Annotated in this window: 19 protein-coding genes and 1 tRNA gene; 3 read left to right on the top strand and 17 right to left on the bottom strand. The window is 72.0% G+C overall.

Features of this window, described 5'->3' with window-relative positions; translation table 11 throughout:
* Positions 1-131 precede the first annotated feature (131 nt).
* Complete coding sequence (locus SM611_RS34395) at positions 132-377, top strand: GntR family transcriptional regulator (protein ID WP_371954512.1); 246 nt, start codon at positions 132-134, stop codon at positions 375-377.
* Positions 378-411: 34 nt separating this feature from the next.
* Here SM611_RS34395 and SM611_RS34390 read toward each other — a convergent pair whose 3' ends face one another.
* The 14 genes from SM611_RS34390 to SM611_RS34325 all read right to left on the bottom strand — a co-directional run bounded on the left by SM611_RS34390 (position 412) and on the right by SM611_RS34325 (position 9923).
* Complete coding sequence (locus SM611_RS34390; protein ID WP_371954511.1) at positions 412-1041, bottom strand: hypothetical protein; 630 nt, start codon at positions 1039-1041, stop codon at positions 412-414.
* A 94-nt stretch (positions 1042-1135) separates the two neighbouring features.
* On the bottom strand, positions 1136-1780 hold the full coding sequence (locus tag SM611_RS34385) for a DUF2637 domain-containing protein (RefSeq protein WP_371954510.1): 645 nt from the start codon (positions 1778-1780) through the stop codon (positions 1136-1138).
* Positions 1777-1992 (bottom strand): hypothetical protein, encoded by a 216-nt coding sequence (locus SM611_RS34380; RefSeq protein ID WP_371954509.1) that lies wholly within the window; start codon positions 1990-1992, stop codon positions 1777-1779. The genes SM611_RS34385 and SM611_RS34380 overlap by 4 nt, the downstream gene beginning before the upstream one ends.
* Positions 1980-2234 (bottom strand): hypothetical protein, encoded by a 255-nt coding sequence (locus tag SM611_RS34375; protein WP_371954508.1) that lies wholly within the window; start codon positions 2232-2234, stop codon positions 1980-1982. The genes SM611_RS34380 and SM611_RS34375 overlap by 13 nt, the downstream gene beginning before the upstream one ends.
* Entirely contained in the window at positions 2231-2677 is a 447-nt protein-coding gene (locus SM611_RS34370; RefSeq protein ID WP_371954507.1) for a hypothetical protein, read from the bottom strand. Before SM611_RS34370 ends, SM611_RS34375 begins: the two co-directional genes overlap by 4 nt.
* Before the next feature lie 9 nt (positions 2678-2686).
* On the bottom strand, positions 2687-3589 hold the full coding sequence (locus SM611_RS34365; RefSeq protein WP_371954506.1) for a tyrosine-type recombinase/integrase: 903 nt from the start codon (positions 3587-3589) through the stop codon (positions 2687-2689).
* 132 nt (positions 3590-3721) lie between these two features.
* Positions 3722-3793, bottom strand: a tRNA-Val gene (locus SM611_RS34360).
* A 51-nt stretch (positions 3794-3844) separates the two neighbouring features.
* Positions 3845-5023: a geranylgeranyl reductase family protein gene (locus tag SM611_RS34355; protein WP_371954505.1), complete on the bottom strand. Its 1179-nt coding sequence runs from the start codon at positions 5021-5023 to the stop codon at positions 3845-3847.
* Positions 5023-5658: a dienelactone hydrolase family protein gene (locus tag SM611_RS34350; protein WP_371954504.1), complete on the bottom strand. Its 636-nt coding sequence runs from the start codon at positions 5656-5658 to the stop codon at positions 5023-5025. Before SM611_RS34350 ends, SM611_RS34355 begins: the two co-directional genes overlap by 1 nt.
* Complete coding sequence (locus SM611_RS34345; protein WP_371954503.1) at positions 5655-6074, bottom strand: CBS domain-containing protein; 420 nt, start codon at positions 6072-6074, stop codon at positions 5655-5657. Before SM611_RS34345 ends, SM611_RS34350 begins: the two co-directional genes overlap by 4 nt.
* A 52-nt stretch (positions 6075-6126) precedes the next feature.
* Entirely contained in the window at positions 6127-7035 is a 909-nt protein-coding gene (locus tag SM611_RS34340; RefSeq protein WP_371954502.1) for a proteasome assembly chaperone family protein, read from the bottom strand.
* 79 nt (positions 7036-7114) lie between these two features.
* On the bottom strand, positions 7115-8065 hold the full coding sequence (gene cbbX, locus SM611_RS34335) for a CbbX protein (protein ID WP_371954501.1): 951 nt from the start codon (positions 8063-8065) through the stop codon (positions 7115-7117).
* Positions 8062-8490 carry a ribulose bisphosphate carboxylase small subunit gene (locus SM611_RS34330; RefSeq protein ID WP_371954500.1) on the bottom strand — a complete coding sequence of 143 codons (429 nt, stop codon included), beginning with the start codon at positions 8488-8490 and terminating at the stop codon, positions 8062-8064. The genes cbbX and SM611_RS34330 overlap by 4 nt, the downstream gene beginning before the upstream one ends.
* Entirely contained in the window at positions 8490-9923 is a 1434-nt protein-coding gene (locus SM611_RS34325) for a form I ribulose bisphosphate carboxylase large subunit (protein ID WP_371954499.1), read from the bottom strand. The genes SM611_RS34330 and SM611_RS34325 overlap by 1 nt, the downstream gene beginning before the upstream one ends.
* Before the next feature lie 199 nt (positions 9924-10122).
* Here SM611_RS34325 and SM611_RS34320 point away from each other — a divergent pair, with 199 nt between their 5' ends.
* A complete protein-coding gene (locus tag SM611_RS34320; RefSeq protein ID WP_371954498.1) occupies positions 10123-11028 on the top strand; it encodes a LysR substrate-binding domain-containing protein in 906 nt (301 codons plus the stop codon).
* Here the strand turns inward: SM611_RS34320 and SM611_RS34315 are convergent.
* Positions 10985-11161: a hypothetical protein gene (locus tag SM611_RS34315; protein WP_371954497.1), complete on the bottom strand. Its 177-nt coding sequence runs from the start codon at positions 11159-11161 to the stop codon at positions 10985-10987. The two genes, SM611_RS34320 and SM611_RS34315, sit on opposite strands and share 44 nt — an antisense overlap.
* 167 nt (positions 11162-11328) lie before the next feature.
* Here SM611_RS34315 and SM611_RS34310 point away from each other — a divergent pair, with 167 nt between their 5' ends.
* Complete coding sequence (locus SM611_RS34310; protein ID WP_371954496.1) at positions 11329-12561, top strand: saccharopine dehydrogenase family protein; 1233 nt, start codon at positions 11329-11331, stop codon at positions 12559-12561.
* Here SM611_RS34310 and SM611_RS34305 read toward each other — a convergent pair.
* Together SM611_RS34305 and SM611_RS34300 are read right to left on the bottom strand one after the other, a co-directional pair.
* Positions 12533-13702, bottom strand: coding sequence for a GAF domain-containing sensor histidine kinase (locus SM611_RS34305; protein WP_371954495.1), 1170 nt, complete (start codon positions 13700-13702; stop codon positions 12533-12535). The genes SM611_RS34310 and SM611_RS34305 overlap by 29 nt on opposite strands.
* Positions 13699-14355, bottom strand: coding sequence for a response regulator (locus SM611_RS34300; RefSeq protein ID WP_371954494.1), 657 nt, complete (start codon positions 14353-14355; stop codon positions 13699-13701). Before SM611_RS34300 ends, SM611_RS34305 begins: the two co-directional genes overlap by 4 nt.
* Between the last annotated feature and the right edge of the window lie 56 nt (positions 14356-14411).

Below are 14411 nucleotides of genomic sequence, written 5' to 3'. Positions count from 1 at the left end.
ACCGGCCACCGAACCGCGCAGGTTGTCTCACAACCCCACACGCTGCCCGTCCCGCAGATCCAGGACCAACCCGACGCACCGATCACCCCCAAAGATCCACATGTGCGGAAAACGGGGCTAGCGTCTGATGGGTGGGAGGAATCGACTTCGAGGGACCGGACCCCCTCTACGTGCAACTGGCGAACCTGATCAGGTCGCGCATCCAGAACGGCACGTACCCGCTCGATCGCCGCATTCCGTCCGTCGCCGAGCTGGTGCAAGAGACGGGCCTGGCCAACACCACCGTGCAGCAGGGCCTGCGCATCCTGAAGGACGAGGGCATCCTGCGGGCCGTCCCGGGACGCGGCACCTTCGCGGTCAAGCCGGACGACGACTGAGATTGGTGTGGCCAGGGGGGTTAAGCGGTATCCGTCAAGGTGATCCGCTGCTCCTCCGTCGATTGGCCCGGCGGTATTCGCGGTACACGCTCACGGAGACCCCGATCGTGGCGACGACGCCGATCACGCAGAGGCTGTAGGTCGCCGTTGCCGACTTGGCCAGCAGTTCGGGGATGCCGCTGAGCAGGATGCCCCAACCGATCACTGGGAGCGCCCGGCCATCCACCCGGGCTTCGGAGGCTTCCATCTGCCGGATGAGAGAGCGCAGCTCCTGGAACCCGGCCTCGTGCTTGCGGGTCACCTCTTCGAGGGCCTTCTTGGTGTCCCTCTCGTGCTTGGCCAGGTCCACCCCCAACTTCCCGACCTTGTGTTCCACGTCGGTGAGCCATCCACGGATGCGCTTCAGTTGCTCCTTTGTCGGCAAGTCTTCCGGCCAGGAGCGGACGGGGATCATGTAACCGGCTGCGGACATCGTGCCGGTACCACGCAGGGTTGCGCTGCCACTGTGGTGCTCACGACGCCAGAAGGTGGCCCGCCTCCATGTCCAGCGGACGAACCAGCGTGTTCCGTCCGGGGAGACGACCAGGGCCCCGATCAAGGCCACCGCGACCCCTGTGCCCTTGTTCACCCATGTCAGGAACGCCGTATCTAAGAGGATGCTCACGTCAGCATCGTACGAACCGGGAGCGTCCACGCAGGGCTTGAAGACGAAGGGCCTGACCCGCCAGTTCGCGGACCAGGCCCCCGCCTCCCCTGTCTCAGGCGGTGCGCAGCTCCCTCAAGACCGAGCTGGCGGTATTGGTCGAGACTCCGAGCGCGACCCGCAGCTTGTCCCGGGAAATGTGCTTCCCGTACTTGTGGCGGTGTTCCTCGTCGGCCGTCTGCGCCAGGATCAGCAGCTCCGCCAGGGACTTGGGGGGCTTCTGACTGGCGGGCTTGCGGGCCTTCTTCTTCGGGGCCTTCCTCACCGGCTCGGGCTCGATCACCGGCTCCTCGTCCTGGACAGGCTCACTGACCTGCTCCTTCTCAGCCGCCTCCGCACTCGCCGGCCTGCTCCCCCGACGCTCGATCAGGGCCACCGCGAGTAGGAAGGCACCGGCCGGAACGCCCGCGCAGATGCGCCCCCAGACGGTCGGCTGGGCCTCGGCGAGGTTGGCCCCGAGCGTGAGGCAGATCGCCCCCGCCAGGACGAGGGTGGGGATGGTGCTCCTCTTGTCCATGCGCTTGTCCCTCCTGATCTCCCCCGCAGCCACGACGGCCAGCAGGTCGATGCACACCGCCGTGGCGTAGCTCATCCAGCCCGTCTGGCCGGACCGCTCCGCCAGGTGGGCGATGTGGCTGAAGCTCCCGCAGGCCGCGATGACGGCCAGCACCCCGATGGGCAGGTGGTCCAGGATCCTCACTGCTCCTCCAGGATCTTGCGGGCGACGGTGTACAGCTCGCTGTCGGAGGCCCCCATCAGGGCCGCGTGCAGGTGCTCCAGCCCCTCCATCGGGATCCACGACGTGCGCAGGACGGCACCCAAGAGGGCCTCGTCCATCTCGGCCACGAAGGCGGGCTCGTGGCCCTTCAGGGCGAGCCGGACGGCCCGGCGCAGCTCGGTCACCTCCCGCACGGGCACCTCCCGGCCTGCTGGCAGGGGCAGTCCAGAATCCGGTCGGTGACCGAGTAGACGGCCTGAGCGAGCCTGAGAAGCCCCTCACCCATCGAGGGGTGCCCGGAGTACCCGGCCGGGCTGGCAGGCCGCCTGTGTCCCGCCGTCTCGACGAAACGGGGCCGGTACTCCTGGACGAGCAGGCCGCCCATCAAGGCGATGCCCGCCAGGTCGCAGATGAGGGCGAGGTAGACGAGGATCACCGGCCCTCCTCCTCGTCGTCGGAGTCGTCCCCGAAGCTCGGGCACGGGCCCTCGTGCGGGTGCGCGCACAGGCCACTCTCGTCGTCGGCCTCGGTGAAGTCGGTGCACCCGCAGGCCGGGCACCGCAGGCCCTCGGTGTGGTCCACCGAGCGGTGGGTGCAGGTGGCGCAGACCGCCGACCGGGAGATGGGGGCGGTCAGGTCCAGCTCGGTCTGCTCACCCTCCTGCGGGAGGCGTCCCATGCTCTGGATCAGGGCCTCCCTGGCGAGGTGGATCGCGACGGACGCCTCGTCCAGGTAGGCCGCGATCTCCGGGCCGTCGCTCAGGTCGCCGACCAGGAACCAGTCGGTGTGGTTCACGGCCTTGGTCAGAGCATGCTGCGCCCGGACGATCTGGCGGCGCAGCGGCGGCTGCCTGTCGGGCCGGGTGTGCCTGTTCGTCATGGAGCCTCCTCAGATCCGGTCGCCCAGCGACAGCCGCTGTCCGGCTACGCGAGCGCGTTGATCAGCGGCGGAGGCCCCGTAACGGTGGGCCATGGAGACCGACTTCCACCCGGCCAGGCGCATCAGGTCGTCCACCGACCCGCCGTTCAGCCGGAAAAAGTGCGACCAGGTGTGGCGGAGCATGTGCGGGAACAGCTCCCGGATGCCCGCGTCCTGACCCCTGCGCTGGATCATCTGGAAGATCCCGCTGGCGGTCAGGTGCGAGCCCTGCGTCCCGAGCCAGAGCCAGTCCAGGTGCGCGAGCCGCTGCTTCTTCCTGGCCTTGAGGTAGCGGTCGAGGGCCCGGCAGGTGACGTGGCCGAACGGGATGGTACGGGCACGGCGGCCCTTCCCGAGGACCTTGACCTCGCGGTAGTCCAGATCGATGTCGTCGAGCTTCAGGGCCGCCAGCTCGCCCCTCCTGAGTCCGGCGTCCATCAGCAGCATGAGGATGGCGGTGTCGCGGAGCTGGACGAAGGTGCGGCCCTCCGTGCTCTTCAGCAGCCCCGCGAGCTGCTCCTGGGTCAGCACGGGGATGGGCTGCTCGGGGACCATCGGGGGCTTCAGGCCCCACATCGGGTTGGGCATGCCGTACTCGCCGTGCCACCACCTGAAGTACTGCTGGACGGCCCGGTACAGGTTGTTGGCGTAGCCAGCCGAGCGGGTGTCCAGGATGTGGATCGTGAAGTCCTGGACGTCGCGTCCCTCGACGTCCTCCCAGTCCTGGCAGTCGGTGTGCTCCACCAACCACCGGGCGAACTTGGTGACCGCACCCACGTAGATCTCGGTGGTGCGCTGGCTCTTGTTCTCCGCCCGCAGGTGCCTGCGGAAGCTGTCGATGTCGGGCTGGTACGTGCTGGTCGTGCTGTGCAAGGTGACGTCCTTACTGCTAAGGAGTCACCCTCTGTGCGGCCTTCTCGGGTAAGAAGCGACGTCTGTCCAGACGTCATGCACAGCGGGTCCTCCCTGCGGAGAGGACGTCCCCGCAGGTCAGACCGGCTGTCGTGGGCGCGGACGGTTTCGAACCGCCGACTCCTCGCTTGTAAGGCGAGTGCTCTACCCCTGAGCTACGCGCCCGCGTTGCCGGGAAAGCGTACCCGGTTCGTGGGGGCTACCGCGAAACGGTATTCAGGAGGCGGGGGTGAGGCGGGTCAGGGCGGCGGCCAGGCGGTCGGAGGCGGTGGGGACGGGGGCGGGGGGCATGCCGCCGGCGAGGGTGAGGGCGAAGCGCATGAGGGCCGGGCGGGTGAGGCCGTGGTGGGTGGCCAGGCGCATCACGCGGGGGTCGTCCATGGCGCGGGTGAGGGCGCGGCCCAGGGTGAAGGGGGCGCCGTTGGCCCGGCGGACGGCGGCGGGGTAGGAGCGGAGGATCTTCTCCGGGAAGGGGCCGTGGTAGGCGGCGGTGATCACCTCGGCGGCGAGGCGGCCCGCTTCGAGGGAGTAGGCGATGCCCTCGCCGGAGAACGGGTTGACCATGCCGCCGGAGTCGCCGGCGAGCAGGAGGCCCGGGAGGTAGTGGGGGCGGCGGCTGAAGCCCATGGGGAGGGCGGAGCCGCGCAGCGGGCCCGTGGCGTTGTCGTCGGTGAGGCCCCAGCTCGCGGGGAGGCGCCGCAGCCAGTGGGTGAGGAGGCGGCGGTAGTCGGGGTGTTCGGTGCGCAGAAGGGCGACGCCGACGTTGCAGGTGCCGTCGCCCATGCCGAAGATCCAGCCGTAGCCGGCGGGGGCGAGGTCCAGCCAGATCTCGAGGTAGGGGTCCTGGTGGCGGGGGCTGCGGTAGTAGCGGCGGCCCGCGATGCCGATGGGGCGGTCGCGGCGGGGGTGCAGGCCGAGGGCGACGGACAGGCGGGACGAGGCGCCGTCGGCGGCGACGACCAGGCGGGCCGGGTGCGTCCCGGTGGCGGTGCGGACGCCGGTGACGCGGCCGCGGGAGCTGAGGGGCGCGGTGACCTTGGTGTTCTCCTGGAGGGTCGCGCCGGCGGAGACGGCCTGGCGGATGAGGAGTTCGTCGAGGTCGGTGCGGGTGCGGGTGAGGCCGTGGCCGGACGGCCAGGGGAGTTCGAGGCCGCGGCCCGCGGCCCTCAGGCGGACGCCTTCGGTGCGGAACCAGCCGGAGAGGTCGATGTCGAGGGAGCGGAGCTCGTCGACGGCGCGGGGCGTGAGGCCGTCGCCGCAGATTTTCTCGCGCGGGAAGGACGTCTTCTCCAGGACGAGGACGTCCAGGCCGGCGCGGGCCAGGTGGCAGGCGGCGGACGCGCCGGCGGGCCCGGCCCCGACCACGATGACGTCGTGCGTCACGGTGTCCGCCATCACAGGGTCCGGTTGAACCAGTCGGCGGCCTGGGTGGTCACCTCTTCGAGGGCGCCCGGCTCCTCGAAGAGGTGGGTGGCGCCGGAGACGATGTGGATCTCGGAGTTTTCGAGCTGCCTGTGCGCCTGCTCGTTCAGCGCCAGGACCTCCGGGTCGGCGCCTCCGACGATCAGGAGGACGGGGGCGTGCACGCGCGGCAGGGACGGGCCCGCGAGGTCGGGGCGGCCGCCGCGGGACACGACGGCGCCGATCCGGGGGCGGGCCGCGGCGGCGGCGAGCGCGGCGGCGGCGCCGGTGCTGGCGCCGAACAGGCCGATGGGGAGGCCGGCGGTGTGCGGGGCGGACTCCAGGCCCTCGGTGAGGCGGTCGATCACGCCGATCAGGCGGAGGGTGAGGAGTTCGATGTCGAAGCGCAGGGCGGCGGTGACGCGGTCGACCTCGTCCTCGTGCCGGGTGAGCAGGTCGATGAGGAGCGTGCCGATGCCGGCGGCGTTGAGGCCCTCGGCGACGGCGCGGTTGCGGGGGCTGAGCCGGGAGCTGCCGCTGCCGTGCGCGAAGAGGACGACGCTGGTCGCGCCGTCCGGTATCGCCAGGTCGCCGGCGAGTTCGGCGTCCCGCAGCCGCAGTGTGATCATGTGTTGGGCGGTTCCGCGCTGATGTCGGCGAGGGCGGAGTGCTCGTTGCGCAGGACGGCCAGGTCGCCGATGGACACCATGCCGATCGGGCGGTCGCCGTCCACGACCGGGAGGCGGCGGACGGCGTTCTCGCGCATCAGCCGCACCGCCGCGTCGGCGTCCTCGCCGGGCGCGACCGTGACGATGTTGGTGCTGCAGATGTCGGCGACGGTCGTGCCGGATATGTCCCGCTGCGCGGCGACGGCGCGGACGACGATGTCGCGGTCGGTCACGAGGCCGCGGAGCCGGCCCTCGTGGACGACGAGGACGTCGCCGATGCCGTGCTGCCGCATGAGGTCCCCGACCTCCACCAGGGACGTGTCCGGGGACACGGCCACGGGCACCGGCGTCATCACCTCGTTCACCTTCTGGGCCATGAGCTGACCTCCCTCCTCGGGCGGTCGCCTACCCAGCGGCGGACGGGATATGTCAGCCGGCGGAGTCGGGTCCGTCCTGCTCGGCGAGGAACCGCTCGAACTGGGCGCCGAGCTCGTCCGCGGTGGGCATGTCCTGCGACTCGGCGAGGAGGTTGTCGCGCTCGGCGGCGCCGGCGAACGCGTCGTACTGCTGCTCCAGGGCCCGGACGACCTTCTCGACCTCATCGTTGCCGTCGACCTGCTCGGCGATGTCGGCGTCGGTGGCGGCGGCCGCCTCGCGGAGCCGGTCGGCGGGCAGCACGAGGCCGGTGGCGGAGACGATCGCCTCCAGCGCGGCGACGGCGGCGGCCGGGTAGGCGGACTGGGCGAGGTAGTGCGGGACGTGCACGGCGAACCCGACGGCGTCGTGCCCGGCCTCGCCGAGCCGCAGCTCCAGCAGCCCGGCGGCGCTGCCGGGGACCTGGACCTTGTCGAACCACGAGTTCTTGCTGATCAGCTCGGGCCGGGTGGCGTGCGCGGTGGTGCCGACGGGGCGGGTGTGCGGGACGCCCATCGGGATGCCGTGGAAACCGACGACGACGCCCACGCCGAGCTTCTCGACCAGATGCACGACGGACGAGGTGAACCCCTCCCACAGCCGGTCGGGCTCGGGCCCGGACAGCATCAGGAAGGGGCTGCCGGCCTCGTCGCGCAGCAGCCGGACGACGAGTTCGGGCGCCTCGTAGGACGACCAGTGGTCGCGGTCGAACGTCATCGGCGGCCGGCGGGCCCGGTAGTCGATCAGGGAGTCGACGTCGAAGCGGGCGATCACGCGGTGCTCAAGGGACTCCAGGAGGTGATCGCGCACGAGCTGCCCGGTGGATCCGGCGTCCACGAAGCCGTCGAGGCTGTGCAGCAGCACCGGACCCGTCATCTCCGGCAGGTCGGCGTCGAGCTCGTACAGATCCTCAGGGTTAAGCAACTTCTCCCCCACCTCTACATGTCGTAAGCCCAACATTAGGACATGCGGAGGCTCATCCCCGGATCGGACGTGACTCGGGTCACCCGAAGACGCGGCTGGCGAGGAAGTCGTCCGGGTGGAGGGTGGTGAGGTCGTCGCGGCCCACGTCGCCGCCGGCCGCGAGCAGGCGGTTGGCGTGGCGGAGGCGGGCCCGTTCGACGGCGTTGCGGACGGAGCGGGCGTTGGCGAAGCGGGGCTGCGCGCGGCGCCGGGAGAGGTAGTCGCGGAAGACCGCCTCGGTCTCGGGGGCGAGGACGTAGCCCTCGCGTTCGGTCATCAGGCGGCCGATGGCCTCCAGCTCGTCCGGCTCGTAGTCGGGGAAGTCGATGTGGTGGGCGATGCGGGAGCTCATGCCGGGGTTGGACGCGAAGAAGGAGTCCATGCGGTCCTTGTAGCCGGCGAGGACGACGACGAGGTCGTCCCGCTGGTTCTCCATGACCTGGAGGAGGATCTCGATGGCCTCCTGCCCGTAGTCGCGCTCGTTCTCGGCCCGGTACAGGTAGTACGCCTCGTCGATGAACAGGACGCCGCCCATGGCCCGTTTCAGGACCTCCTTGGTCTTGGGCGCGGTGTGCCCGACGTACTGGCCGACGAGGTCGTCCCGGGTGACGGACACGAGGTGGCCGCGGCGGACGTAGCCGAGGCGGTGCAGCAGTTCGGCGAGCCGGACGGCGACGGACGTCTTGCCCGTCCCGGGGCTCCCGGTGAAGCACATGTGGAGGTTGGGACGTCCCGAGTCGATGCCGAACCGGGCGCGGACCCGGTCGACGAGCAGCAGCGCGGCGATCTCCCGGATGCGGGTCTTGACGGGGGCGAGGCCGACCAGTTCGGTGTCCAGCGCGTCCAGGACGGAGTCCACCTGGGAGTCGGCGCGCTCCTTGGCGAGGTCGATGCGGGCTCCGGGCGGGAGCGGCTCCCCGGTGGCGGGAGCTTGGGAGGAGTCCACCGGGGAGCCGTTCTGGCGCATCCCGAAGCCGGGGCGTTCGCTCAACGTCCCGCCCCGTAGCGGTCGCCCTCGGGGCGGTCGAGCGCGTACGGGTGGAGCGTGTAGCGGATGCGCCGGTCGGACGTCTCCTCGCGGTCGAGCCGGAAGCCGGGCTCCTCGGCGGGACGCTGCACGATGAACTGGAGCGCGGTGGTCTGCCGTCCGTAGCGGGCGTCGTAGGCGTTCAGCCGGATGTAGCGGTCGGGGTACGCCTTGCGGCACTCGTTGATCTCGTACAGGACGCCGGCGGGGTCGGCGAGGTCGAACATCGGCAGGCCCCACATCTCCCAGTAGGAGTTGCGCGGGTGCGGGTCGTCGGTGAACTCGACCGAGCACGGCCAGCCCTGGCCGAGGGCGTAGGCGACCTGCTTGGCGATCTCGTCGTCGGTCAGTTCGGGCAGGTAGGAGAAGGTTCCTTGCGTGATTCGCATCAGACGCTCACCGGGGTCTCGACAACGTCGGGGGTGTCCGTGGACTCGTACGTGAAGGTGATGTCGCCCCAGGTGGACAGGGCGACGTCCAGCTCGCGGCTCTGCTTGGCGGCGGCGCGCAGGATGTCGGGGCCCTCGGCGAGGTAGTCGCGGCCCTCGTTCCGCGCCTTGATCATCGCCTCGAGCGCGACGCGGTTGGCGGTGGCGCCGGCGGCGATGCCCATCGGGTGGCCGATCGTCCCGCCGCCGAACTGGAGGATGGAGTCCTCGCCGAGGTAGTGCAGGAGCTGGTGCATCTGCCCGGCGTGGATGCCGCCGGACGCGACGGGCATCGTCCCCGGCATCGACGCCCATTCCTGGTCGAAGTAGAGGCCCTTCACCGGGTCGGCCTCCACCTTGTCCAGGCGCAGGGTGTCGTAGTAGCCGCGGACGCTGTTCGGGTCGCCTTCCAGCTTGCCGACGACCGTCCCGGCGTGGATGTGGTCGACGCCCGCGAGCCGCATCCACTTGGCGATGACGCGGAAGTTCACGCCGTGCGACTTCTGCCGCGTATAGGTGGAGTGCCCCGCGCGGTGCAGGTGCAGGATGACGCCGTTCCTGCGCGCCCAGTTCGCCATCGACTGGATCGCCGTGTAGCCGATGGTGAGGTCGATCATCACGATGACGCTGCCCAGTTCCTTGGCGAACTCGGCGCGCTCGTACATGTCCTCCATCGTCGCGGCCGTGACGTTGAGGTAGTGGCCCTTCACCTCGCCCGTGGCGCCCTGCGCCCTGTGGACGCCCTCCATGCAGTAGAGGAAGCGGTCGCGCCAGCGCATGAACGGCTGGGAGTTGATGTTCTCGTCGTCCTTGGTGAAGTCGAGGCCGCCGCGGAGGGCCTCGTAGACGACGCGTCCGTAGTTGCGCGCCGAGAGCCCGAGCTTAGGCTTGACCGTGGCGCCCAGCAGCGGGCGCCCGAACTTGCCCAGGTACTCGCGTTCCATGACGATGCCGTGCGCAGGCCCCTGGAACGTCCTCACGTAGTGGGTCGGGATGCGCATGTCCTCCAGGCGGAGGGCCTTCAGCGCCTTGAACCCGAAGACGTTGCCGATGATGGACGACGTCAGGTTCGCGATCGACCCCTCCTCGAACAGGTCGAGGTCGTAGGCGATGTAGGCGATGAACTGGTTCTCCTGCCCGGGGACGGGCTCCACCTTGTAGCACTTGGCCTGGTAGTTCTCGTAGGCCGTGAGGCGGTCCGTCCACACGACCGTCCACGTGGCGGTGGACGACTCGCCCGCGACGGCCGCGCCGGCCTCCTCCGGCGGCACGCCGGGCTGCGGCGTGATCCGGAAGGCGGCGAGGATGTCGCTGTCCTTCGGCTCGTAGTCCGGACGCCAGTAGCCCATCTCCGCGTAGGGGATCACGCCCGCCGACCATCTGCCCGAGCCCATCGCCGCTCCTTCCCGGACGGCAGGGACGCGGCGCTCCGCCCCAGGTGAAGGACGGCATGTCCCAGGGGATCGGAGCGGAGCACCGCGTCCCGGCCGCGTGCAACCGTGACGCCTCGAAGCTTCGCCTCCCGACACTTGCGATGTCCATCAAGTGTTCTACGGTGACCATTAAGCATTCACTTGATTGAGGAGGCCGGGCATGACGGAGGCGCGGCTGCGGACGTTCGTCGCGCTCGCCGACACCGGGTCGGTGCGGGCGGCGGCCCGGCGGCTGTACGTGACGGAGTCGGCGGTGTCGGCGGCGGTCGCGGCGCTGACCCGCGATCTCGGGGTGCCGCTCGTCCAGAAGGTGGGCCGCGGCATCCGGCTGACCCCGGCCGGAACGGTCTACGCCGGGTACGCGCGGCAGGTGCTCGGGCTGCTGGAGCAGGGGCGGGCGGCGGCGCGCGGCGCGGCCGACCCGGGGCGCGGGCCGCTGCGGCTGGCGGCGGTGACGACGGCCGCCGACCAGATCCTGCCCGACCTGCTCGCCTCGTTCCGGGCCCGCTGGCCGGAGGTGGAGCTGGCGCTGGAGGTCGGGCCGCGCCGCCAGGTGTGGAGCAGCCTCGCCGCGCACGAGGCCGATCTGGTGCTGGCCGGGCGCCCGCCCGCCGAGGTCGCGGCGACCGTGCTGGCGAGGCGTCCGAACGAGCTGGTCGTCGTGGGCGCGCCCGGCCTCGCGGACGGTTTCGCGCTGGCCCGCACGCCCTGGGTGATGCGGGAGCCGGGCTCGGGGACGCGGGCGACCGCGGACGCCTACCTGGCCGAACGCGAGGTGGCGCCGCCCCGGCTCGTGCTCGGCTCGAACGGCGCGGTCGTCGCGGGCGCGGCGGCCGGGCTCGGGGTGGCGCTGGTGTCGCGGGACGCGGTCGGCGCCGAACTGGACGCCGGGCGCCTGACGGTGATCGACGCGCCGGACATGCCGCTCGACCGCCCCTGGCACGCGGTCGCCGGCGCCGCCCCCACGGCGACGACGCTGCTGTTCGTCCGGCACCTCCTGGACGCGCCGGGATGGGAGCCCGCTAGGGCAGGCTCCACAGGGGCACCGACAGCAGCCCCAGGCTGACCGCGATCAGCACCATGGCGACCGAGCGTCCGCCCTCGTCGGCGTGCGGGCTCCTCCCCCGCGTCAGCAGCACCACGAAGAACGCGAGGAACCCGGCGGCGACCACGTCCATCGCCACGGCCAGCCCCGTCACGACAGCACCGGCCTTGTCACGACACCACCCGCCTTTGTCACGACACCACCAATCCCGTCATCGAAGCAACCCTAGAGGAGTGCGGTCCCTCACATCGGCGGTCCACCGTGCGTTTCGGGTCGCGAACACGCGACAGAATCGAGTTCGGAACCGTGGAGAGGGGCATCATGACCGCCGACCGCTCGTACGACCCTGCTCGCCCACACGACCCTGCTCGCCCACACGATCCTGCTCGCCCGTACGACATCGTCCTGTTCGGCGCCACCGGATTCACCGGCGGCCTCACCGCCGAGTACCTGGCGGAACACGCCGCCACGGGGACGCGCTGGGCGCTCGCCGGACGCAACCGGGCCAAGCTCACGGCCGTCCGCGACCGGCTGGCGGCGATCGATCCGGCCTGCGCCGACCTGCCGCTGCTGCAGGCCGACACCGCCGACACCGCCTCGATCGACGCCATCGCCGGATCGGCGCGCGTCGTCATCACCACGGTCGGCCCCTACGTCCAGCACGGCGAGCCCCTGGTCGCGGCGTGCGCGCGTGCCGGAACCGACTACGTCGACCTCACCGGCGAGCCCACGTTCGTCGACCGCATGTACGTGAAGTACCACCAGGAAGCGGTGCGCAGCGGGGCGCGGATCGTGCACGCCTGCGGGTTCGACTCGATCCCCCACGACCTCGGCGCCTACTTCACGGTCAAGCAGCTTCCCGAGGGCGTCCCGCTGCACGTCGAAGGGTTCCTGCGGATCCGCGCGGACGCGTCCGGCGGCACTCTGCACTCGTTCATCGGGATCTTCGGGGACCCCGCGGGCATGAGGCGCGCCGAGCGCGAGCGCCGCGCCCTGGAGGAGCGACCCGCCGGCCGCAGGGTGCGCATCGCGCGCGGCCCCGCGCCGAAGGCCCGGGTCGGGGACGGCTGGACGCTGCCGCTCCCCACCATCGACCCGCAGATCGTCGCCCGGTCGGCGGCGGCCCTCGACCGCTACGGCCCCGACTTCTCCTACGGCCACTACCTCGCCGTCAAGCACCTCGCCACCGCGGGCGCGCTGGCGGCCGGCTCGGGCGCCGTGTTCGCCCTCGCCGCGCTGCCGCCGACCCGCAGCCTCCTGCTCCGGCTCCGCGCGCCCGGCGAGGGCCCGTCGCCGGAGCGGCGCGCCCGCAACTGGTTCAGCGTCAAGTTCGTGGGCGAGGGCGGCGGCCGGCGCGTCGTCACCGAGGTCGCGGGCGGCGACCCCGGCTACGGCGAGACGGCCAAGATGCTCGCCGAGTCGGCGCTGTGCCTGGCCCACGACGACCTTCCCGCGACGTCCGGGCAGGTCACGACCGCGACCGCGATGGGCGACGCGCTGATCGACCGGCTCGTCAAGGCCGGCATCACCTTCCGGGTGCTCGACTCGCGCTGACGCGGCGGTGCCCGGGGATCGGGATGACGGCCTCCACGATCGTCCCGGCGCCGGGCCTGCTCTTCACCGCGACGCGCCCGCCGAGCAGCTCGGCGCGCTCCCGCATGCCGCGCAGCCCGTAGCAGTCGGGGCGCACCCCCTTGACCAGGCCCCCGGCGAGGACGTCCCGGACGGAGAACCCGGTCCCGTCGTCGGCGACCCGCAGCCGGACACGGTCGAGGGAGTGCTCCAGCAGCAGGTCGACGCAGGTCGCGGACGCGTGCCGCAGGGTGTTCCCCACCGCCTCCTGCGCGATCCGGTACAGGGCGGTCTGCACGTGGTCGGGCAGCTCGTCCTCCAGCTCGCCCTCGACGGTCACCGTCACGTCGATCGCGCCGGACGGGCCGGGCCCGTCGCCGGCCTCCCGGGCGAGGGTGGCGAGCGCCGCCGACAGGCCCAGGTCGTCCAGGACGGGCGGGCGCAGCCCCCCGATCGCCGCGCGCGTCTCGGCGGCGGACAGCTCGCACAGCCGCCGCGCCATCATGATCTGCGCCAGCGCCTCCGGGTGGTGCTCGGGCAGCGCCCGCTCGGCGGCCGACAGGTGGAAGCCGAGGCTGGCGAGCCGCTGCGCGATGCCGTCGTGGATCTCGCGGCTCAGCCGGGACCGCTCCGCCTCCTGCGCCTCGACGGCCCGCTCGGCGAACCGCTCGGCCGCGTGCTCGCGCTCGCGCGCGGTGCGCAGCCGGCGGCACGACGACAGCACCGGCGCGAACAGCCCGGCGAGGGCGGTGACGAGCGCGAGGTCCTCGGGGGGCGTGGGGCCGGCGGACCGGACGTCCATGACCGCGATCACGCCGCCGTCGCCGTGCACGGGGATCGCGGCGCCGCGCCCGTCGGGGTGCGGGCGGGCGCGGCCGTGCGCGGCGACCCAGCCCGCGTCGCCCTCCCCCAGCGGGACGGGCGGGCCCGACCATTCGAGGGCGCGCTCCTCCTCGTCCAGGACGTACACGTCGCAGAACGTCAGCGCCCGCGCGGACCGGACGACGAGCCCGGCCAGCTCCTCGGCCATCCGCGGCAGCTCGCGGTCGGAGCAGGCCACGGCCACGACGCGCACGAGCAGGTCGGTGCCGCGGCCGGCGAGCAGTTCCAGCGGGGACGTCACCGGAACAGGCCCTCGCGGAGCGCGACCGCGATCGCCGCCGACCGGTCGGTCACCTCCAGCTTGCGGTAGAGGGCGCGCAGGTGGCTCTTCACGGTCTCCTCGCTCAGCACGAGCCGCGCCGCGATCGCCTTGTTCGACAGGCCGCCGACCAGCAGCGACAGCACCTCGCTCTCGCGCTGGGTGAGGCCGCGGTTGGCGCCCGGCCAGAACTCGCCGCGGGTCAGCCGGGCCGCGGTGACGGCCATCCGCCCGGCGAGCGTCGAGTCGACGACGGTCTCGCCGCGGGCGACCTCCTCCAGCCGCCGGACGAGTTCGGGGCCGTCCACCCGCTTGAGGAGGTAGCCGCCGGCCCCGGCCCGCAGCGCCTCGAAGACGTACTGCTCGTCGTCGTAGACCGACAGGAACACGACCCGCGCCTCGGGGACCCGCCCGGTGATCAGGCGGCACAGGTCGAGGCCGCTCTCCGGGCCGAGCCGCACGTCCAGCAGGACGACGTCCGGGCGCAGCGCGGTCACCAGCCGGGCCGCCTCGTCCCCCGTCCCCGCCTGCCCGACGACGCGCACGCGCCCGGCGAACCCGGCCAGCATCGCCTGCAGCCCGGCGAGGATCATCTCGTGGTCGTCGACCAGGACGACGCGTACGGGGGCGCTCATCCCGGCACGATAACAACCGGAAGCTACTCATCAGTAGCCCCCCGCGGAGAGCGCCT

Origin of the sequence: Actinomadura monticuli, assembly GCF_041463655.1 — a bacterium.
Lineage (GTDB): Bacteria > Actinomycetota > Actinomycetes > Streptosporangiales > Streptosporangiaceae > Spirillospora > Spirillospora monticuli.
Note: the sequence above shows the minus strand (reverse complement) of the source record. Positions and strands in the feature narration are given on the sequence as shown.